The sequence below is a fragment of the Erwinia sp. JUb26 genome (assembly GCF_003751505.1).
Classification (GTDB): domain Bacteria; phylum Pseudomonadota; class Gammaproteobacteria; order Enterobacterales; family Enterobacteriaceae; genus Erwinia.
Genome location: NZ_RJVB01000002.1, coordinates 617,386 through 637,497, shown reverse-complemented (window position 1 = coordinate 637,497; position 20,112 = coordinate 617,386). Strand labels below are relative to the sequence as shown.

Annotated in this window: 16 protein-coding genes; 11 read left to right on the top strand and 5 right to left on the bottom strand. The window is 57.5% G+C overall.

From position 1 onward, the window contains the following. Positions 1-88 precede the first annotated feature (88 nt). The 4 genes from soxR to EC836_RS07990 all read left to right on the top strand — a co-directional run bounded on the left by soxR (position 89) and on the right by EC836_RS07990 (position 4,794). Complete coding sequence (soxR, locus tag EC836_RS08005; protein ID WP_123331835.1) at positions 89-556, top strand: redox-sensitive transcriptional activator SoxR; 468 nt, start codon at positions 89-91, stop codon at positions 554-556. A gap of 41 nt (positions 557-597) precedes the next feature. Further along, positions 598-1,260 (top strand): glutathione S-transferase family protein, encoded by a 663-nt coding sequence (locus tag EC836_RS08000; protein WP_123331833.1) that lies wholly within the window; start codon positions 598-600, stop codon positions 1,258-1,260. A 339-nt stretch (positions 1,261-1,599) separates the two neighbouring features. Then, positions 1,600-2,949, top strand: a complete 1,350-nt coding sequence (locus EC836_RS07995; RefSeq protein WP_123331831.1) for an NCS2 family permease — start codon at positions 1,600-1,602, stop codon at positions 2,947-2,949. Positions 2,950-3,144: 195 nt separating this feature from the next. Further along, entirely contained in the window at positions 3,145-4,794 is a 1,650-nt protein-coding gene (locus tag EC836_RS07990) for a Na+/H+ antiporter (protein WP_123331829.1), read from the top strand. Between the two features lie 42 nt (positions 4,795-4,836). Here the strand turns inward: EC836_RS07990 and EC836_RS07985 are convergent, their stop codons facing one another. Further along, complete coding sequence (locus tag EC836_RS07985) at positions 4,837-5,739, bottom strand: LysR family transcriptional regulator (protein ID WP_123331827.1); 903 nt, start codon at positions 5,737-5,739, stop codon at positions 4,837-4,839. 109 nt (positions 5,740-5,848) lie between these two features. On the opposite strand from EC836_RS07985, the gene EC836_RS07980 reads away from it, so the two are divergent. The 4 genes from EC836_RS07980 (at position 5,849) to EC836_RS07965 (ending at position 9,087) form a co-directional block, all read left to right on the top strand. Next, positions 5,849-6,280, top strand: a complete 432-nt coding sequence (locus tag EC836_RS07980) for a CidA/LrgA family protein (protein ID WP_199735055.1) — start codon at positions 5,849-5,851, stop codon at positions 6,278-6,280. Further along, positions 6,273-6,971: an LrgB family protein gene (locus tag EC836_RS07975; RefSeq protein WP_123331825.1), complete on the top strand. Its 699-nt coding sequence runs from the start codon at positions 6,273-6,275 to the stop codon at positions 6,969-6,971. Before EC836_RS07980 ends, EC836_RS07975 begins: the two co-directional genes overlap by 8 nt. Positions 6,972-7,115: 144 nt before the next feature. Next, on the top strand, positions 7,116-7,661 hold the full coding sequence (locus EC836_RS07970) for a YfaZ family outer membrane protein (protein ID WP_123331823.1): 546 nt from the start codon (positions 7,116-7,118) through the stop codon (positions 7,659-7,661). A 451-nt stretch (positions 7,662-8,112) separates the two neighbouring features. Further along, positions 8,113-9,087, top strand: coding sequence for an Rpn family recombination-promoting nuclease/putative transposase (locus EC836_RS07965; RefSeq protein ID WP_123331821.1), 975 nt, complete (start codon positions 8,113-8,115; stop codon positions 9,085-9,087). A 66-nt stretch (positions 9,088-9,153) separates the two neighbouring features. Here EC836_RS07965 and actP read toward each other — a convergent pair whose 3' ends face one another. From actP to acs, 3 genes are all read right to left on the bottom strand, one after another. Continuing rightward, entirely contained in the window at positions 9,154-10,812 is a 1,659-nt protein-coding gene (gene actP / locus EC836_RS07960; protein WP_123331819.1) for a cation/acetate symporter ActP, read from the bottom strand. Then, entirely contained in the window at positions 10,809-11,120 is a 312-nt protein-coding gene (locus EC836_RS07955) for a DUF485 domain-containing protein (protein ID WP_123331817.1), read from the bottom strand. The genes actP and EC836_RS07955 overlap by 4 nt, the downstream gene beginning before the upstream one ends. Positions 11,121-11,280: 160 nt before the next feature. Next, complete coding sequence (gene acs / locus EC836_RS07950) at positions 11,281-13,236, bottom strand: acetate--CoA ligase (protein ID WP_123331815.1); 1,956 nt, start codon at positions 13,234-13,236, stop codon at positions 11,281-11,283. Positions 13,237-13,756: 520 nt separating this feature from the next. Between acs and gltP the strand changes: the two genes are divergently transcribed. Continuing rightward, positions 13,757-15,055, top strand: coding sequence for a glutamate/aspartate:proton symporter GltP (gene gltP / locus EC836_RS07945; RefSeq protein WP_123331813.1), 1,299 nt, complete (start codon positions 13,757-13,759; stop codon positions 15,053-15,055). A 146-nt stretch (positions 15,056-15,201) separates the two neighbouring features. After that, entirely contained in the window at positions 15,202-15,969 is a 768-nt protein-coding gene (locus EC836_RS07940) for a helix-turn-helix domain-containing protein (RefSeq protein ID WP_123331811.1), read from the top strand. On the opposite strand, the gene leuA is transcribed toward EC836_RS07940, so the two are convergent. Further along, complete coding sequence (gene leuA / locus EC836_RS07935; RefSeq protein WP_123331809.1) at positions 15,948-17,624, bottom strand: 2-isopropylmalate synthase; 1,677 nt, start codon at positions 17,622-17,624, stop codon at positions 15,948-15,950. The genes EC836_RS07940 and leuA overlap by 22 nt on opposite strands. A 691-nt stretch (positions 17,625-18,315) precedes the next feature. On the opposite strand from leuA, the gene EC836_RS07930 reads away from it, so the two are divergent. Continuing rightward, positions 18,316-19,956, top strand: coding sequence for a dihydroxyacetone kinase subunit DhaK (locus EC836_RS07930; RefSeq protein WP_123331808.1), 1,641 nt, complete (start codon positions 18,316-18,318; stop codon positions 19,954-19,956). The last annotated feature ends 156 nt before the right edge of the window (positions 19,957-20,112 follow it).

The following is a 20,112-nucleotide window of genomic DNA, read 5'->3' as shown; positions in this document are numbered from 1 at the left end:
AAACGGATGGGCACGATGGAACACGCATCTCGCCCTTTCAATGGAGGCTGAGTATAATTCCTCAAGTTAACTTGAGGTAAAGAGCTAAATGAAAAAAAGCGGCAACTCCCCCAACAAGCGCGAACTGACCCCCGGCGACGTGGCGCAGCGCTGCGGCGTCGCGGTGTCGGCGCTGCATTTCTATGAAAGTAAAGGTTTAATCAGCAGCCACCGCAACGCGGGGAATCAGCGGCGCTACACGCGTGACGTGCTACGCCGGGTGGCGATTATCAAAATTGCCCAGCGCATCGGCATTCCGCTGGCGACGATCGGCGACAATTTAATGCAGTTTCCGCCGGGGAAACGCATGTCGCCGAGAGAGTGGGCGGTGCTGTCGCAGCAGTGGCGCGACGAGCTGGATAGCCGCATCGAAATGCTCACCCACCTGCGTGACGATCTGGATGGCTGCATCGGCTGCGGCTGCCTCTCGATGGAAGACTGCCCGCTGCGCAACCCGAATGACCGCCTGAGCGAGCAGGGGACCGGGGCGATCCTGCTGGATGTGAAAAGCAGCTGAGCCAAACCTATACTTCAGGTTTGGCTTTGGCAGGAGGGAACATGATCACCGTACATCATCTGAACAACTCCCGTTCGCAGCGCGTACTGTGGCTGCTGGAAGAGCTGGACGTGCCTTATCAGATCAAGCTTTACCAGCGCGAGCCGAGCATGCTGGCCCCCGAGGCGCTGAAAAAAATCCATCCGCTGGGGAAATCTCCGGTGATTACCGACGGCAACCGGGTGATTGCTGAGTCCGGCGCGATTCTGGAATACCTTGAATCTCGCTATGACGACGAAGAAAGACTGACACTGATTGAGGAAGAAGAGCAGCTGCAATCGCGCTACTGGCTGCACTACGCCGAAGGATCGCTGATGCCGCTGCTGGTGATGAAGTTGATTTTCAGCCGGATGGGCCAGGCACCGGTGCCCTGGCTGCTCAGGCCGCTTGGCAGCGCTTTTGGCAAAGGGGTGCAAAAAGCGTATCTGAACAGGCAGCTGGCTACCCACCGGCAGTTTATTGAGCAGCACCTGGCGCAGCACGACTGGTTTGCCGGTAGCCGCTTCAGCATTGCCGACGTGCAGATGAGCTTTCCGCTGCTGGCGCTGACCGCGCGCGGTGGCGCCGCTGGCAGCCCGGCGATTCAGAACTGGCTGGAAAAAATCCAGCATCGCGGAGCCTGGCAGCGGGCGTTGCAGAAGGGCGGTGAAATCACGCTTTCCTGACCGATTTTTTGCAGCGGGCGCGCGCTCATAAGAAAGCGCTATTTCTGCCGTACGGCATATCCCGATAAAGTTTCTCTCAATCCGGGATTCACGTTGAATTACCGGGTTGCGGGTTTTGGAATAAATAAAGATAACCGTTAACAGGTGTTGAAAACGGACCGTTAAACGCTGGATAATCGTTTGCCTTTTAATTAAGCATCTAAATTACGCGGTTTTAAACACGGAAAAGAAACGCCTTTCTTTTTATCGTGAATATTGCACCGGAGACGCAAACGTTTACGTGCGTTTGTTTCACGGTGCCGCGCAGCAATAGTTCATAAGAAATTTCAGGGGATTACTATGTCGACTCCTTCTAAACCGGCCGGTGGTACGTTAGACACCTGGTTCAAAATATCCGCGCGCGGTAGCAGCGTGCGGACCGAAGTTCTGGCCGGTCTGACCACCTTTCTGGCAATGGTTTATTCGGTGATTGTGGTGCCGAGCATGCTGGGCAAAGCCGGCTTCTCACCGACGGCGGTCTTTGTTGCCACCTGTCTGGTGGCCGGATTTGGTTCACTGCTGATGGGGCTGTGGGCAAATCTGCCAATGGCCATCGGCTGCGCCATCTCCCTGACGGCGTTCACCGCCTTCAGTCTGGTGCTGGGCCAGCACATCAGCGTGCCGGTCGCGCTGGGCGCGGTGTTCCTGATGGGTATCCTGTTTACCGTGATCTCGGCAACCGGCATCCGCGCCTGGATCCTGCGTAATTTACCGATGGGCGTGGCGCACGGTACCGGCGTGGGTATCGGTCTGTTCCTGCTGCTGATTGCCGCCGACGGCGTGGGCCTGGTGGTGAAAAACCCGGCGCCGGGCCTGCCGGTGGCGCTGGGTAACTTCGTCTCCTTCCCGGTAATCATGTCGCTGCTGGGTCTGGCGGTGATTTTTGGTCTGGAAAAACGCCGCGTTCCCGGCGGCATTCTGCTGACTATCATCGGTATCTCGGTGATTGGGCTGATCTTCGACCCATCGGTGAAGTACCAGGGGCTGTTTGCCATGCCAAGCCTGAGCGATGCCCAGGGTAACTCGCTGGTGTTCAGCCTGGATATTCTCGGCGCGTTGCAGCCTGCGGTGCTGCCAAGCGTACTGGCGCTGGTGATGACGGCGGTATTTGATGCCACCGGCACCATTCGCGCAGTGGCCGGTCAGGCGAACCTGCTGGATAAGAACAATCAGATTATCGACGGCGGCAAAGCGCTGACCAGCGACTCGGTGAGCAGCATCTTCTCCGGCCTGGTGGGTGCAGCGCCTGCGGCGGTGTATATCGAATCGGCGGCCGGTACGGCGGCGGGCGGTAAAACCGGCCTGACGGCGGTGGTGGTTGGCGTGCTGTTCCTGCTGATCCTGTTCCTGTCGCCGCTGGCGTATCTGGTACCTGGCTATGCGACGGCACCGGCGCTGATGTACGTCGGTCTGCTGATGCTGAGCAACGTCTCGAAAATCGACTTCGATGATTTCGTGGATGCGATGTCCGGCCTGCTGGCGGCGGTATTTATCGTCCTGACCTGCAACATTGTAACCGGCATTATGATCGGCTTTGGCTCGCTGGTGATTGGCCGCATCGTGGCCGGTGAATGGCGCAAGCTGAATATCGGTACCGTGGTTATCGCGGTGATACTGGTTGCCTTCTACGCGGGCGGCTGGGCGATTTAATCCTGTCCCGGGGCCGAAATCTTCGGCCCCACCTTCAGATGTCACTGAATTTCCCTCCCTGCGCACATCCTGTTTTTCATCAGTTTATTTATTTGCTTTACTATAACCAGTGTCTAACGGCGCTGCCGGATAGGGCTTTGCCCTTGCCTTGCAGGCGTTCACCTGCACACCACTGGAAGATAAATAAAGGAAAACATGGAAATCTTCTTTACCATCCTGATCCTGATGCTGGTCGTTTCGCTGTCTGGCGTCGCCGCACGCATGATCCCATTTCAAATTCCCCTGCCGCTGGTTCAAATCGCCGTGGGCGCACTGCTCGCCTGGCCGACGTTTGGATTGCATGTTGATTTCGACCCGGAGCTGTTCTTAGTGCTGTTTATCCCGCCGCTGCTGTTTGCCGACGGCTGGAAAACCCCCACCAGTGAGTTTTTGCACCACGGGCGCGAGATTATCGGCCTGGCGCTGGTGCTGGTGTTAATTACCGTGGTGGGGATTGGCTATCTGATTTACTGGCTGGTGCCGGGTATCCCGCTAATCCCGGCGTTTGCCCTTGCGGCCGTGCTGTCGCCGACCGATGCCGTGGCGCTGTCCGGTATCGTCGGGGAGGGGCGCATCCCGAAAAAGATTATGGCGATCCTGCAGGGCGAAGCGTTAATGAACGACGCGTCGGGCCTGGTGTCGCTGAAGTTTGCCGTCGCCGTGGCAATGGGCACCATGGTGTTTACCGTCTCCGGCGCGTCGCTGGAATTCCTCAAGGTGGCGATTGGCGGCCTGCTGGCGGGTATCGCTATCTGCTGGCTGTATGGTAAATCCCTGCGCCTGTTCAGCCGCTGGAGCGGTGACGATCCGGCAACGCAGACCGTGCTGCTGCTGCTACTGCCGTTTGCTTCCTACCTGATTGCGGAACATATCGGCGTGTCCGGCATTCTGGCCTCGGTCGCCGCCGGGATGACCATCTCCCGCTCCGGCATTATCCGCCAGGCCCCGCTGGCCATGCGGCTGCGCGCTAACGGCGCGTGGCAGATGCTGGAGTTCGTCTTTAACGGCATGGTGTTCCTGATGCTGGGCCTGCAGCTGCCGGGCATTCTGGAGATCTCCGTCAAACAGGCCGATGCCGATCCGAACGTGGAACTGTGGGCGCTGTTTGCCTCCGTCGTCACCATTTATGCCGCGCTGATGATAGTGCGCTTCGGCTGGCTGTGGGGCATGCGTTATATCAGCCGCCATATGCTGAAGAAGCGGCCGATGGAGTTTTCCAGCTACACCACCCGTGAGCTGTTGATTGCCTCCTTCGCTGGCGTGCGCGGTGCGATCACCCTCGCCGGTGTGCTGTCGATTCCGCTGCTGTTAAGCAACGGCAACGACTTCCCGGCGCGCTACGAGCTGGTGTTCCTCGCCACCGGGGTGATCCTTTTCTCCCTGCTGGTGGGCGTGGTGATTCTACCGCTGCTGCTGCGCGGCATTGAAGGGACGGATAAAACCGTTCACCGCCGCGAAGTACAGATGGCGCGGGCGGTGATGGCCGGCTCGGCGATTGAAAGCCTGTACAAAATGGAAGAGCGCCTGCTGGCCGACAGTGAAGAGACCTCCGATCCCGAGCTGTTGAAAGAGGTCAGCTCGCGGGTGATTGGCAATCTGCGCCGTCGGGTGGATGGCAAAGAGGATCTGGAGCGCGCGCTGTATGCGGAGAATCTGGAACGCCGCTTCCGCCTGAACGGCCTGCGTGCCGAACGCGCTGAGCTGTATCACCTGCGCGCGACGCAGCAGATCAGCGACGAAACGATGCACAAGCTGCTGCACGACCTCGACCTGCTGGAAACGCTGCTGAGCGAAAAAGAAGAGTAATATCAAAAAGGGCGGCCACCGAGGCCGCCCTTTTTGATGGCGTTAAACCGCCAGTCCGGGCGTGCTGTCCGGCCAGAATTCGCGGCAGCAGGCGATCCACGCCTGGGCGCTGCGTGACAGATAGCTTCCTTCCCGCCAGATCAGCCCCAGCTTCCACACCAGATCCGACTCCAGCGGCAGCCACAGCAGCTGGCTTTTATCCAGCCGCTGACAGATCGGCTCGGGCAGGATTGCCACGCCCATTCCCGCCTGCACCATCGCCGCCAGAAAGTCCCACTGCCCGCTGCGTACGGCGATTTGCGGCGTGAAGCCGCTGGCCTGGAACGCGCGCATCAGCTGGCGGTTGAGCGAGAACTCTTCGTTGTAGATCAGGATCGGCTGCCCGGCCAGCTCGCTGAGTTTTAAGTGCGTACGACGCAGCCAGGTTTCGGTGCGCGGCACCAGCACGCACAGCGGGTGGCTCATCAGCGGCAGCGAGTTAAGCGGCAGATCGTCGGCCACCGGCAGGGCGGTCATGGCAATATCCAGGCTGCCCGACAGCACCGCCTGCTGCACGGTCAGCCCGCCGAATTCGGAAATTTTTAGCTCCACGCCGGGATAGCGCTGGCGAAAAGCCGATATCGACCCGGCAATCTGCATGCCGACCATCGGCGGGATGCCCAGCCGCAGCTCGCCGGTTTTCAGCTCGTTGAGGTCGCTGATTTCCGCCTCCAGCTGCTTAAATTCCTGCAGAATGGTCACTCCACGCTGATAAACCGCCTGCCCGGTATCGGTCAGATGCAGCTTGCGGCCCTCGCGCATTAACAGGATGCAGCCCAGTTCGTCCTCCAGCTGGCGCAGCATTTTGCTGATGGTCGGCTGCGTGACATACAGCTGTTCAGCGGCCCGGGTAAAGCTTTGCTGGCGGACAACTTCAACAAAATAGCGTAGGGCGCGAACGTCCATAATCATTCCTGTTTGGCATAGTTGAAATAATATTAAGTCATTTTTTTCACGCTTTGTTACCCCTTTATAATAAAACCAGCAAAAATGCTCCTTCAGAGGTAATGAAGCAATGGCCACCATGACAGACCCGGTGAAAACGGGCTGGCTGCTACGGGTTCAGGTTCCGCTACAGGTGATGCTGTACGTCGGTTTGTTTGTTTTCTCACAACATCTGGTGGTCTGGCTGCACCTGCCGCTGCCGGCCAACATCGTCGGCATGCTGCTGCTGCTGGCGATGATTATGCTGCGTATCCTGCCCATCCGCTGGGTGAAGGCCGGGTCTAACTGGCTGCTGGCCGAAATGCTGCTGTTCTTTATTCCGGCGGTGGTGGCAGTCGTTAATTACTCCGAACTGCTACGGGTAGAGGGCTGGCGTATCCTGCTGGTGATTACCCTCAGCACGCTGCTGGTGCTGGCGGCAACCAGCATCGTGGTCGATCGCGTCAGCCGCTTTGAACTGTGGCTGGCCGCACGTAAACAGCAGAGGCAGCACGATGAATGATTTTGTCCTGAGTATCCTGTGCCTGCTGGCAACGCTGCTGATCTACTTTGCCAATAAACGGCTGTATCACCGCTGGCACCGGCTGCTGCTGATGCCGCTGGTGATGACCCCGATGGTGCTGGTGGCGCTGCTGGTGACCACCCATATCAGCTGGCAGGACTACATTGGCGAAAGCCGCTGGCTGCTGTGGCTACTCGGCCCGGCAACGCTGGCCTTTGCGGTGCCGGTGTATGAAAACACGGCGATTATCCGCCGTCACTGGCTGTCGCTGACCGCCGGGGTGATCACCGCCACGCTGGTGGCGATCTGCAGCTCGGTGTGGCTGGCGCGGCTGCTAACGCTGCCGGAAGAGATCCAGCGCAGCCTGGCGGTGCGTTCCATCACCACGCCTTTTGCGCTGGCGGCGGCAGAGCAGTTGGGCGGTAAGCCCGACCTCGTGGCGTTGTTCGTGGTGATCACCGGCGTCTTCGGCATGGCGGTCGGCGACCTGCTGTTCCTGCGCCTGGCGATTAAGCAGGGGATGGCGAAAGGCGCAGGTTTCGGGGCTGCCTCTCACGGTGCCGGTACGGCGCGTGCCTATGAACTGGGTCCGCAGGAGGGCGTGGTGTCCAGCCTGGTAATGATGCTCTCCGGGGTGCTGACGGTGATTATCGCGCCGGTAGTCGGCCATATTATGTGGGTCAGCGCCTGACGGAAATATCTGGTTACTTACTCTTTTGTAAGATTAATCAAATTTATTACCATTTAGTTCATTCTCATATAATTCTTAAAACAGTTGGTTTACGCTGCACCACCGCCGTTTTCAGGCGTGAGTAAATTAAATTGGGAGAGAACAATGAAAAAAGTGGCAATGACGACCGGCGCTCTGGCGCTGCTGGCGCTGGCAGGAACGGCTCAGGCGATTGATGGCGGCGTGAGCGTCGGCAAAGATTACACCGACGTTCACGTTGGTCTGGGCACCAGCACGCCAGGATTCGCCTTATCCGGTGACTGGCTGCGCAGCGATCATGATGGCAACGTCAGCAGCCTGGGCCTCGGCTATAACGTGGCAATCGGCGATGTGATGCTGTCCCCAACCATCAAAGCCATGTCCACTAACCCGAAAGACACCAAAGACGGCTATGCGATTGCCGTGGGCGGCGGTGTGAAGGTGCCAGTGACCAAAATGTTCAACGTTTACGGCCAGTACTTCTACTCGCCGGATTCCTTCTCCAGCCACATCGATAATTACCAGGAAGCCTCTGCCGGCATCAGTTTCCAGCCGATTTCGCTGGTTGACGTCAGCGTTGGCTACAAATACATGTCGATGAACGGCAAAGATGGCCGCAAAGATAACGTCGTCGCCGACGGCCCGTACGTCGGTGCCGCGCTGCACTTCTAATCGTGCAGGCGTAAACTTCTGACCGCGCTGGTCTGCGCGGCTGAAGCGGAGCGGGGTGAGCGGGCAGTGAGCCTGTTTCGCCCCGTTTGTCTGCTGCGTTATTCGTCCGTTGCGCCGTTGTCTTAAATCTGCTGATTGATAATTTTCACCCTGCTCCCTGCTCCCTGCTCCCTGTTCCCTGCTCCCTGTTCCCTGCTCCCTGCTCCCTGCTCCCTGCTCCCTGCTCACCGTTAGCAAATTTCTATCCTCGTTTATTCTGCCGTTCTGCTGAATTTAAAATACCCGACCGGCGGTTTTGACTGAAATAGGGAATGATAATTTCTGGATCGCGCTCGGCATTTTTATTATCGAAAACACGCCGTTTGCATAAAAAAGGAAGCGCTGCCGCAGGCGCAGAGAATAAATAAAAAAACGCCTTTCCCGTATCCGAAAAATCAATCATCTTGCGGTGATGAAAGGAACTCAAACGCCAACGCCGCATGATGCGATCTTTAAAAAGATATTAGGCCACCCGGATACCGCGCGTGATTTTTTGCAGATCCATTTACCGGCGGGCCTGCTGAATATCTGCAGTCTCGATACCCTCGCGCTGGAGTCAGGGAACTTTATTGAAGAGGATCTCCGTGCGTACTATTCCGACGTGCTTTATTCGGTCAAAACCACCGGAGGAGAGGGCTATATTTACACGCTGATTGAACATCAAAGCACGCCCGACAGGCTGATGGCCTTTCGATTAATGCGTTACGCGATTGCGGTCATGCAGCGCCATCTTGATGCCGGAAATGAACAGCTGCCGCTGGTGGTACCGATACTTTTCTATCACGGCCGGGTCACGCCCTATCCTTATTCGATGAGCTGGCTGCAGGCGTTTAGCGAACCGCAACTGGCGGCCCGGCTTTACGGTGGTGACTTCCCACTGGTTGATGTGACGGTTATTGCGGATGATGAAATCATGCAACATCGCCGAATGGCGATACTGGAACTGCTGCAGAAGCATATTCGCCAGCGTGATCTCATGGAATTGCTGGAGCCGCTGGTCACGCTGCTATTCGCTGGCTACACTGGCGAAGAGCAGCTAAAACCGCTGTTCAACTATATGTTACAGGTTGGCAGGACGCCCTCACCGCAGGCTTTTGCTCAGGAGCTGTCTCGCCGAACGTCTGGATACAAGGAGGGAATGATGACGCTAGCAGAATGGTTTGAGCAGAACGGCAATCAGTTTTTTTTCGAACAGGGAGAGGAAAAAGGAATTGAGCAAGGGATCGAACAAGGCATGGAAAGGGGACTGAAAAAAGGCCGCCTTGAAGGTGCGATGGATGTAACCAGGTCGCTGGCGAGAAAAATGCTGGCGAAGGGATTCGAGCGTCAGGCGATAGCAGACATTACCGGCCTGTCGGAAGATGAACTCGCCGAAATGGATCATTAATTACCCATCAAGGCAGCGCCACAGCAATAAAGGGGCAGGCACCCGGCCCGCCCCTGGGGTGATAAATTAATGCCCCTTACCGCCCTCAATACCGACGCCGGTTTGTGAACGGACGAACTGAGCCTGGAAGCGCAGACGCTCCTGTGCCCCTTCCGCAGAGTTATCGGTGACGGAGAACAGCCAGGTACCGATAAAGGCCGCCAGCATCGAGAACAGCGCCGGATATTCATATGGATAAACCGGCTTGTCGTGCCCCAGCACCTGTACCCAAACGGTCGGGCCGAGGATCATCAGCACGACGGCGGTAATTAACCCCAGCCAGCCGCCGATCATCGCGCCGCGGGTGGTCAGTTTTGACCAGTACATCGACAGCAGGATAATCGGGAAGTTACAGCTGGCGGCAATCGAGAAGGCCAGCCCAACCATAAAGGCGATGTTTTGCTTCTCAAACAGGATCCCCAGCGCAATCGCCACCACGCCCAGCACCAGCACGGTGATTTTGGAGACTCTCAGCTCCTCGCGCTCGGTTGCCTGGCCTTTACGGAACACGCTGGCGTACAGATCGTGGGATACCGCCGATGCGCCCGCGAGGGTCAGTCCGGCCACCACCGCCAGAATCGTGGCGAAGGCCACCGCTGAGATAAAGCCAAGGAACAGGCTACCGCCGACCGCGTCGGCCAGATGCACCGCCGCCATATTATTACCGCCAATCAGCGCTCCCGCGGCGTCTTTAAACGCCGGGTTGGCACCGACCAGCAGGATCGCACCAAAGCCGATGATAAAGGTCAGGAAGTAGAAGTAGCCCATAAAGCCAGTGGCGTAGAAGACGCTTTTACGCGCCTCGCGGGCATCGCTGACGGTGAAGAAGCGCATCAGAATATGTGGCAGGCCAGCGGTACCAAACATCAGGCCCAGGCCCAGCGACAGCGCGGAGATGGGGTCTTTCACCAGCCCGCCCGGGCGCATAATTTCAATGCCTTTCGGGTGGACCTTCATCGCTTCGGTAAACAGGTTATTGAAGCTGAAGCCGACGGTTTTCATCACCATAATCGCCATAAAGCTGGCCCCGAACAGCAGCAGCACGGCCTTGATGATCTGCACCCAGGTGGTGGCCAGCATGCCGCCGAACAGCACGTACATCACCATCAGAATGCCGACCAGAACGACCGCAACGTGATAGTCCAGCCCGAACAGCAGCTGAATAAGCTTACCGGCCCCGACCATTTGCGCAATCAGATACAGCGCCACCACCACCAGTGAACCGCAGGCGGAGAGGGTACGAATCGGCTTCTGCTTCAGGCGGTAGGAGGCCACATCGGCAAAGGTGTAGCGGCCAAGGTTGCGCAGGCGCTCGGCGATAAGGAACAGAATAATCGGCCAGCCGACCAGGAAGCCGAGTGAATAGATCAGGCCATCGTAGCCGGAGGTATAAACCAGCGCCGAGATGCCAAGGAACGAGGCGGCGGACATAAAGTCCCCGGCCATCGCCAGCCCGTTTTGAAAACCGGTGATATTGCCACCGGCGGTATAGTAATCACTGCGCGAACGGGTACGTTTTGACGCCCAGTAAGTAATGCCCAGCGTGGCCGCCACAAAAATCAGGAACATGATAATGGCTTCAACGTTGGTGGGCTGGCGCTCAACCGCACCGGTGATGGCATCGGCGGCCTGCGCACCGAAAGGCAGCAGGGCGGGCAGAGCCAGCGAGAGAAGGCGAAGTTTCATCCTTTCACCTCGTTCAACAGTTCACGGGTCAGGCGGTCGAACTCGCCGTTAGCGCGCCAGACGTAAACGCCGGTCAGCACGAAGGAGATAACAATCAGGCCGATACCGATGGGAATGCCGCGCGTAACGTTAGTGCCCTCATGCAGCGGCGTGCCCAGCCAGCCGGGAGCAAAGGCGATCAGCAGGATAAAACCGACGTAGAGCACCAGCATGATCAGGGACAGCAGGGTGGCAAAGCTCTGGCGTTTTCTGACCAGTTCTTTAAATCGGGCGCTTTTTTCTATGCGTTGATAAATGACATCGTTCATCACAGCGTCTCCAGAGGTAGAGTTATACCGGGACAGCAGAAGCACGGCTTCGGCAACCAGGTTTTTTTGTTATCACTTCATGGTGCTGAAAATTAAGACGAAAGACGACGGGCTGCTCTGCGGCAGTTAGGCAATGGGGGCACTGAGGCCCCCATCAGATTTATGGCATTTTAATCGATTGTTTCTCTTCCAGAAGTTTCTCCACCACGCCCGGATCGGCGAGCGTTGAGGTATCGCCGAGATTGCTGGTATCCCCGGTGGCGATTTTGCGCAGAATACGGCGCATGATCTTACCGGAGCGGGTTTTCGGCAGGGAGTCGGTCCAGTGCAGCACGTCCGGCGTGGCAATCGGGCCAATCTCTTTTCGCACCCAGTTACGCACTTCGGTATACAGCTCCGGTGAAGGCTCCTCGCCGTGGTTCAGGGTGATATAGGCATAAATTGCCTGGCCCTTCAGGCTGTGAGGAATACCAACCACGGCCGCTTCGGCAATTTTTGGATGCGAGACCAGCGCGGATTCGATCTCGGCGGTGCCCAGACGGTGGCCGGAAACGTTCAGCACATCGTCAACGCGGCCGGTGATCCAGTAGTCGCCATCGGCGTCACGGCGTGCACCGTCGCCGCTGAAGTACATGTTTTTAAAGGTTGAGAAATAGGTCTGTTCAAAACGGTCATGGTCACCAAACAGGGTACGTGCCTGGCCCGGCCACGAATCGACAATCACCAGATTGCCTTCGGCAGCGCCTTCCTGTGGGTGGCCTTCGTTATCCACCAGTGCAGGCTGTACGCCAAAGAACGGCTTGGTGGCCGAACCGGGCTTCAGGACGGTAGCACCGGGCAGCGGGGTGATCATAAAGCCCCCGGTTTCGGTCTGCCACCAGGTGTCGGAGATCGGGCAGCGGCCGTTACCAATTTTTTTGTGGAACCACTCCCAGGCTTCCGGGTTAATCGGTTCGCCGACCGAACCCAGAATGCGCAGGGAAGAACGATCGGTTCCCTCAATTGCCTTATCGCCTTCGGCCATCAGCGCACGGACCGCCGTTGGTGCGGTATAGAGGATGGTCACTTTGTGCTTATCGACCACTTCCGCCATCCGGCTCGGTTTCGGCCAGTTTGGCACGCCCTCGAACATCAGCGTCGTCGCGCCGCAGGCCAGCGGTCCGTAAAGCAGATAGCTGTGGCCGGTGACCCAGCCGACATCGGCGGTACACCAGTAAATATCTTCCGGGTGATAGTCAAAAACGTACTTAAAGGTGGTGGCGGCATACACCAGATAACCGCCGGTGGTATGCAGCACGCCTTTTGGCTTACCGGTCGAGCCGGAGGTATAGAGGATAAACAGCGGGTCTTCGGCGTTCATCTCAACCGGCTGATGTTCGCTGCTGGCATCAGCCACCAGTTCGTGCCACCACAGGTCGCGCTCGCTGTTCCAGTCACCATCGCGGCCGGTGCGGCGAAACACCACCACGTTTTGCACGCTGGTCACGGCCGGGTTTTTCAGGGCGTCATCGACGTTTTTCTTCAGCGGGATGCTGCGACCGGCGCGCACGCCCTCATCGGCGGTGATCACCAGTCTGGCGGTGCTGTCGATAATACGTCCGGCCACGGCTTCCGGCGAGAAGCCACCGAAAATCACCGAATGGATGGCGCCGATTCGCGCGCAGGCCAGCATGGCGACCGCGGCTTCGGGCACCATCGGCATATAAATTGCCACCACGTCGCCTTTGCCGATGCCCAGATCCTGCAGCACGTTGGCAAAGCGGCACACGTCGCGATGCAGTTCGCGATAAGTGAGGGTTTTACTTTCGCTGGCGTCGTCGCCTTCCCAGATGATGGCCGGATGGTCACCGCGCGTTTGCAGGTGGCGGTCCAGACAGTTGGCAGCCAGATTGAGGGTACCGTCTTCAAACCAGCGAATAGAAATATTACCCGGAGCGAAAGAGGTATTTTTCACCGTACGGTAAGGCGTGATCCAGTCAAGTATCTTGCCTTGCTCACCCCAGAATCCATCGGGGTCCTGCACTGACTGCTGGTACATCGACTGGTACTGCTGAGCATTAATCAGGGTATTTTCCGCAATGTTCGCGGGAACAGGGTACGTATGTATTTGGCTCATGGCTGGCCTCCTTGAAGATGTTAATAATATGTCAATCAATGGTTAAGTGAAGATACCTGCAAGGCTTTGTTTTCTTTTTGAGCGGCAGATCACGTCATAACCCGACGTCATGAAACAGCTGTAAGACATCGTCAGAAAGAGAGGGAAGCAATAGCAATAATGCTGATTTACACCGTACAGATGTACAAAAAAAGCGCAAGCAGACCGTTAATTTGATGCCACAACCGATAAGTTCATGCATAGTTATGTTGTTTTAGTGATTTCAAATTGTTAATCATAACAATAGCTTAGTTTGACGTGGTTAAAAACAGAGCTTTATTCTGCCGATAATTAACAAAATAGATACATCTCGCCCAGACTTGCATTAATACCGCTTAAAATGGTACTGATTACGCGCCTGAATACAGGTATCAACCATCCATTACCTGTGAATTGACCGGTTTCGGTCTGCCTCCCTTGAGTGTCATTCACTCCGCAAGCTCCGCGCGGAAAGCAGGTCATGTTAAGGAAAAGACGCGTTATGAAAGCAATAAAACTCAGCCTTGCCTGGCAAATTTTGATTGCGTTGGTACTGGGGATCGTCGTTGGGGCGGTTCTGCATAATCAACCAGGGGAACGTGAATGGTTAGTCACTAACATTCTCAGCCCGGCCGGTGACATCTTTATTCACCTGATCAAGATGATTGTTGTTCCGATCGTGATCTCCACGCTGATTGTCGGTATCGCCGGCGTCGGGGATGCCAAGAAACTTGGACGTATTGGCGTTAAAACGATTGTTTATTTCGAAGTGATTACCACCATTGCCATTGTGACAGGTATTACTCTGGCGAATGTATTCCAACCCGGTTCCGGCATTGATATGTCGACGCTGGCAACGGTGGACATCTCTAAATATGAAGCGACAACGGCACAGGTTCAGGGCCAGCCGCACAGCCTGGTGGCCACTATTCTGTCGCTGATCCCGCAGAATATTTTCGCCGCTATCGCTAAAGGCGACATGCTGCCGATTATCTTCTTCTCGGTGCTGTTTGGTCTGGGCCTTTCCTCGCTGCCGTCTGAACATCGCGACCCGCTGGTGAAAGTGTTCCGCTCCACCTCGGAAGCAATGTTTAAAGTGACCAGCATGATCATGCGCTACGCGCCGGTCGGGGTGTTCGCGCTGATCTCGGTGACCGTGGCCAACTTCGGTTTCGCTTCGCTGTGGCCGTTGGCCAAGCTGGTGATTCTGGTGTACGCCGCTATCGCCTTCTTCGCCTGTGTGGTGCTGGGCGCCGTTGCGCGTATCTGTAAGCTGCGCATCACCGTGCTGTTCCGCATCCTGAAGGATGAGCTGATCCTGGCTTATTCCACCGCCAGTTCGGAAACCGTGCTGCCGCGTATCATGGAGAAGATGGAGGCCTACGGCGCGCCGAAGTCGATCACCAGCTTTGTGGTGCCCACCGGCTACTCGTTTAACCTCGACGGTTCAACGCTGTATCAGAGCATCGCGGCGATCTTTATCGCACAGCTGTACGGCATCAACCTGTCGCTGGGTGATGAAATCATCCTGGTGTTGACGCTGATGGTGACGTCGAAAGGGATCGCCGGCGTGCCGGGCGTCTCGTTCGTGGTGCTGCTTGCGACGCTGGGCAGCGTGGGCATTCCGCTGGAAGGCCTGGCCTTTATCGCCGGTGTTGACCGTATCCTCGACATGGCCCGTACCGCGCTGAACGTGGTGGGCAATGCGTTGGCGGTGCTGGTGGTGGCCAAGTGGGAGAATCAGTTCGACGCCAAACAGGCCACGGCCTACGAAGCGCAGCTGAAAGCCGTTCACTCCTGATCAATTGCTGCAACGGGCGGGCCAGTCACGGCCCGCCTGATTTCGGTCCTTCTACCCACGCGACCCACAGCCCCTCTCTCCTCTTTTTTCCGCATTCTGCCCATACCTTTGTTAAGCTTGAGTTCCTGCCCACTCCCGGGGACCCTATGTCATCCTCCGTTGATTTCTCTTTTGCCACCCGACCGCTGGTGCCCTACGCCCATGACTATCGCCACGGCGACAGTGAACCGTGGCATTACCACAACTGCGCGCAGCTGGTTCATACGCTGAGCGGCGTGGTGCGTATTGAAACGGATCTGGGCCACTGGATTGTGCCGCCGGGGCGCGGCGTCTGGCTGCCTGCGGGCGTGCCGCATGCCTTGCAGATGACCGGCAACGTGGCGGCGCGCACGCTGTTCGTCGATCCGCTGGCGCGTGCCGATCTGCCCGCCAGCTGCCAGGTGGTGCAGGTTTCGCCGCTGCTGCGCGAGCTGATTGTCAGCGCGCTGGCGCTGCCGGAATCCTATGCCCCCGCCAGCCGGGCGGAGCGAATTTATGAGCTGATACTGGATGAGATCCGCGTGATGACCGAGCTGCCGTTCAGCCTGCCTGAGCCGCTGAGCGAGGCGCTGGTTTCGCTGTGCAACGCCCTGAGAGCCGAGCCGGGAGAGAGCTGGACGCTGGAGAACAGCGCCCGGCGGATAAACGTCAGCAGCCGCACGCTGGCGCGGCGCTTTTATCAGGAAACCGGTCTGCAGTTTAGTGACTGGGTGCGGCGCGCCAGGCTGATGGAAGCGCTGGCGCGTTTAGCGCAGGGGGATTCCGTGCTGACGGTGTCACTTGAGCTGGGTTATGAAAGCCAGAGTGCGTTCAGCGCGATGTTCCGCCGCATTATGGGCGTGGCACCCAGCGACTACTTCCCACCCGCCAACTGACCCTGCGCCAGCGCGTTCAGCAGCGCCTGCAGCGACGCGCGGGAAATGTCGCTGTCGATACCGACGCCCCAGGCGCTGTGATTCCCGGCAAAGGTGCAGTGCAGATAGGCGACCGAGCGGCTGTCGCTGCGCTGGCCGAGGGTGTGCTCATGGTAGTCCTGAATGGTGAAGGAGATGTCAAAGGCCTGGCGCAGCGCATCGACCGCCGCCGACAGCAGGCCGTTGCCCCGTCCGGCGACGGCGTATGGGCGGTCGTCCTGCTGCACGCTGGCCTCAAACTGCAGCTGCCCGTGGCTGTCGCTCTGGCTACGGTATTCGCCCAGCTGAAGCTGGGGTGCACTCAGACCATACGCCTGGCGGAACAGCAGCCAGATCGCCGCCTGGGTCATCTCCTTGCCCTCGCCGTCGGTGATCTGCTGCACCCGCTGGCTGAAATCCTGCTGCAGGGCGCGAGGCAGCACCAGGCCGTGGTTCTGCTCGATCATCCAGGCCGCGCCGCTCTTCCCCGACTGGCTGTTGACGCGGATCACCGCCTCATAGTTGCAGCCGATATCCGCCGGATCCAGCGGCAGATAAGGCACTTCCCAGACGTTATCCTGCTGTTCTTTACGGGCAGCAAAGCCTTTCTTAATCGCATCCTGGTGCGAACCGGAGAAGGCGGTAAACACCAGTTCACCGGCGTAAGGATGGCGGGGATGGACCGGCAGCTGGTTGCACTGCTCAACCAGATCCACCACCTGCTTCATCTGGCTGAAGTCCAGCTGCGGATTGATACCCTGGGTGTAAAAGTTCAGCGCCATGGTCACCAGATCGACATTGCCGGTGCGCTCGCCGTTGCCAAACAGGCAACCTTCCACCCGATCAGCCCCGGCCAGTAGCGCCAGCTCGGCGGCGGCGATGCCGGTACCGCGATCGTTATGCGGGTGGACGCTGATACAAACCTGCGGACGCCAGGAGAAATGGCGGCAGAAGTACTCAATCTGGTCGGCATAGACGTTGGGCGTGCTGACTTCCACGGTAGCGGGCAGGTTGACGATCATCGGGCGTTCCGCGCAGGGCTGCCACACGGCGGCAACCGCCTCGCAAATTTCCAGCGCGAAGTCGAGTTCGGTAAAGCAGAACGTTTCCGGTGAATATTCAAAGGTCCAGTTGGTCTGCGGCTGCTCCTCGCAGCGCTGGCGGATCAGGCGGGTGGCATTGACTGCCAGTTCGATAATCTGCTCTTTGCTCTGACGGAATACCAGCCGGCGGAACACGGGTGCAGTGGCGTTATAGAGGTGCACCGTGGCGTTTTTCGCGCCCTCCAGAGAGACAAACGTACGGTCAATTAGATCGCTACGCGCCTGAGTCAGCACCTGAATCGACACGTCATCCGGGATCATCCGTTCTTCAATCAGCTCGCGAACGAAATTAAAATCGGTGAGCGAGGCGGAAGGGTAGGCGACTTCAATTTCCTTAAATCCACACTGCAACAGTAGCTGCCAGAACAGCTTTTTACGCGTGCTGTCCATCGGCTCGGCCAGCGACTGGTTACCATCGCGCAGATCGGTAGAGAGCCAGCGCGGCGCCTGGGTCAGCGTTTTGCCCGGCCACTGGCGATCGCTCAGCGCGACCTGGGGAAACGCGCGGTATTTGCCGTTGGGTTGTTGCAGCATAGTGATTCCTCCTTGTTAACAGAGGCTCTATTCTGCGTCAGCATCGGGGGTGTTGGCCGTCGCAAAGCTGACAATCGGATGCTGAAAAGTGACAGGGTGAAAAAAAAGGAACAGATCGCTTAATCTGCCCCTTTTGACGCCCTGGTGTTAGCGTTTTAGAAACGATGGCCTTTCGGAATATCATCTGCCTTTTTCTGCGTTAACAGGCGGCTTTATCATCTGAATAGCCAGGTTGAAGACAAACTTATTTGGACATCTCTTATTATTTGTAGCCGTTTTTGCATTATTTTTCACCTTAATTAATCGGAAGTGTGATTGATGCTGCAATTTCATTTTTCATTTCAGAAATGGAAAATAAAGAACAAAGACATCGCAAGAAATAAATCTTATGCATTTCAATTTATTACTATTTTATTTTGGTTAAATATTGTAATTAAGTATGAATCAAATAATAGCGCTTGCGGTATCAGAAGTTGTTTCATTTACCTCGCTATTATTACTTAGATAACTAACCAGAATGACCGCGCTGTTTTTCCTCAGAATGCGGTCGGCGGATATTTCCGCGTCGTTAAACGTGTTGGAAATAGATTGCGCCGTTTCCACCACGATTACGCCAGGGATTTTTACTACAGTTATAGCATCGTGCAGGTGGCCGCCTGTGCAGAGAGCAGGCCTGAGATAAGGAGATAAGATGAGTCAGTTTTTTATGAACGAGAAGCAGCAGCTGGTCAATGAGGCGATAGAAGGTGCGTTGTTAAGTACGCCTTTTCATAATCTTAGCCGCCTCGCGCTGGGTAGCGATCTGCGTGTAGTGGTGCGCAGCGACTGGCACCGTTCGAAGGTCGCCCTGATTTCCGGCGGCGGTTCCGGGCATGAACCTGCGCATATTGGTTTTGTCGGTAAAGGCATGCTGACCGCCGCCGTGTGCGGGGATGTTTTTGCCTCGCCCAGTGTGGATGCGGTGCTGCACGCCATTATTAACGTCACCGGCGAGGCGGGCTGCCTGCTGATCGTGAAAAACTATACCGGCGATCGGCTTAACTTCGGGCTGGCGGCGGAGAAAGCTAAACGGCTGGGTTACCGGGTGGAAATGGTGATGGTGCGCGATGATATTGCCCTGCCGGACAACCCGCAGCCGCGCGGCATCGCGGGGACGGCGCTGGTGCACAAAATTGCCGGCTTTGCCGCTGAACAGGGGCAGGGCCTGGCCGAGGTGACCGCCGTCGCCCAGCGCGCCATTGAGATGACCGCCTCCATCGGCGTGGCCTTCAGCAGCTGCCACGTGCCCGGTGAAGCGCGTGACGATCGGGTGAAGCCCGGATCCTGCGAGCTGGGTATGGGGATCCACGGCGAGCCCGGAGCATCGACAATGAAAACCCAGAACAGCGTGGAGATTGTCGAGCAGATGGTACAGCGGCTGGCCGCTCATGCGGGCGACGGTCCGCTGGCGCTGTTGCTCAATAATCTCGGTGGCTTTTCGATGCTGGAGATGGCGGTGCTGACGCGGGAAGTGCTGCGCTCGGTCATCGGCAGGCAGGTACGCCTGCTGCTGGGTCCGGCCACGCTGGTCAGCGCGCTGGATATGAAAGGTTTTTCCCTCTCTGTGCTGCGGCTGGATGATGCACTGGAAAAGGCGCTGCTCTCGCCGGTTGAAGCCGCAGGCTGGACGGCGGCATTCTCACCGTCAGCCCAGGTCGAAACTCCGGCGAAAACCCTCGATTCGCAGCAAGCCTTTACCCCTTCCTCTAACGATAACGTCGGCGCGCTGCTGACCACCGTTTGCCGGACGTTAATTGCCGAGGAAAGCGCGCTGAACAACCTGGATGCGAAAGTAGGCGACGGCGATACCGGCTCAACCTTTGCCGCCGGGGCGAAAAGTCTTCTTAAAGCCTGCGAAGAGCAGGCGCTACCGCTCGATTGTGCCGGTCAGCTGCTGAACGTTATCGGTGAAAAACTGGCGACGGTAATGGGCGGCTCCAGCGGTGTGCTGATGTCGATTATGTTTACCGCCGCAGGGCAGCGCCTGGAAGAGGGAGAGCCGCTGCCGCAGGCGCTAAGCTATGGCCTGGAGCGTATGCAGCATTACGGCGGTGCCAGGGTCGGGCAGCGTACGATGATTGATGCGCTGCATCCGGCCTTTGCCGCGCTGGTCGCGGGCAAGGATCTGGCCGCCGCGGCTGACGCCGCCCGCGAGGGGGCCGAGAGCACTAGTCGGATGCGCAGCGCCGGGGCCGGGCGCGCCTCCTATCTGAATGCGGAAAGCCTGGACGGGGTGAAAGATCCCGGCGCGTATGCGGTAGAGAAAGTGTTTGCCGCACTGGCCGGGAAGTAACCTGTCGACGCACGATGGCTGCCCCGATCGGCGGCCATCATTCCAGCCTTGAGCTTCCAGGTGCCAGACTCACTGTACCTTTGCACCTTTGCACCTTTGCACCTTTGCACCTTTGCACCTTTGCACCTTTGCACCTTAGTACTCCGGTACTTGGGC

Bases quoted from the DNA above. Each gene is read 5' to 3' on its own strand.
- soxR (WP_123331835.1), top strand. From the start codon at position 89: ATGAAAAAAAGCGGCAACTCCCCCAACAAGCGCGAACTGACCCCCGGC.
- EC836_RS08000 (WP_123331833.1), top strand. From the start codon at position 598: ATGATCACCGTACATCATCTGAACAACTCCCGTTCGCAGCGCGTACTG.
- EC836_RS07995 (WP_123331831.1), top strand. From the start codon at position 1,600: ATGTCGACTCCTTCTAAACCGGCCGGTGGTACGTTAGACACCTGGTTC.
- EC836_RS07990 (WP_123331829.1), top strand. From the start codon at position 3,145: ATGGAAATCTTCTTTACCATCCTGATCCTGATGCTGGTCGTTTCGCTG.
- EC836_RS07985 (WP_123331827.1), bottom strand. From the start codon at position 5,739: ATGGACGTTCGCGCCCTACGCTATTTTGTTGAAGTTGTCCGCCAGCAA.
- EC836_RS07980 (WP_199735055.1), top strand. From the start codon at position 5,849: ATGGCCACCATGACAGACCCGGTGAAAACGGGCTGGCTGCTACGGGTT.
- EC836_RS07975 (WP_123331825.1), top strand. From the start codon at position 6,273: ATGAATGATTTTGTCCTGAGTATCCTGTGCCTGCTGGCAACGCTGCTG.
- EC836_RS07970 (WP_123331823.1), top strand. From the start codon at position 7,116: ATGAAAAAAGTGGCAATGACGACCGGCGCTCTGGCGCTGCTGGCGCTG.
- EC836_RS07965 (WP_123331821.1), top strand. From the start codon at position 8,113: ATGAAAGGAACTCAAACGCCAACGCCGCATGATGCGATCTTTAAAAAG.
- actP (WP_123331819.1), bottom strand. From the start codon at position 10,812: ATGAAACTTCGCCTTCTCTCGCTGGCTCTGCCCGCCCTGCTGCCTTTC.
- EC836_RS07955 (WP_123331817.1), bottom strand. From the start codon at position 11,120: ATGAACGATGTCATTTATCAACGCATAGAAAAAAGCGCCCGATTTAAA.
- acs (WP_123331815.1), bottom strand. From the start codon at position 13,236: ATGAGCCAAATACATACGTACCCTGTTCCCGCGAACATTGCGGAAAAT.
- gltP (WP_123331813.1), top strand. From the start codon at position 13,757: ATGAAAGCAATAAAACTCAGCCTTGCCTGGCAAATTTTGATTGCGTTG.
- EC836_RS07940 (WP_123331811.1), top strand. From the start codon at position 15,202: ATGTCATCCTCCGTTGATTTCTCTTTTGCCACCCGACCGCTGGTGCCC.
- leuA (WP_123331809.1), bottom strand. From the start codon at position 17,624: ATGCTGCAACAACCCAACGGCAAATACCGCGCGTTTCCCCAGGTCGCG.
- EC836_RS07930 (WP_123331808.1), top strand. From the start codon at position 18,316: ATGAGTCAGTTTTTTATGAACGAGAAGCAGCAGCTGGTCAATGAGGCG.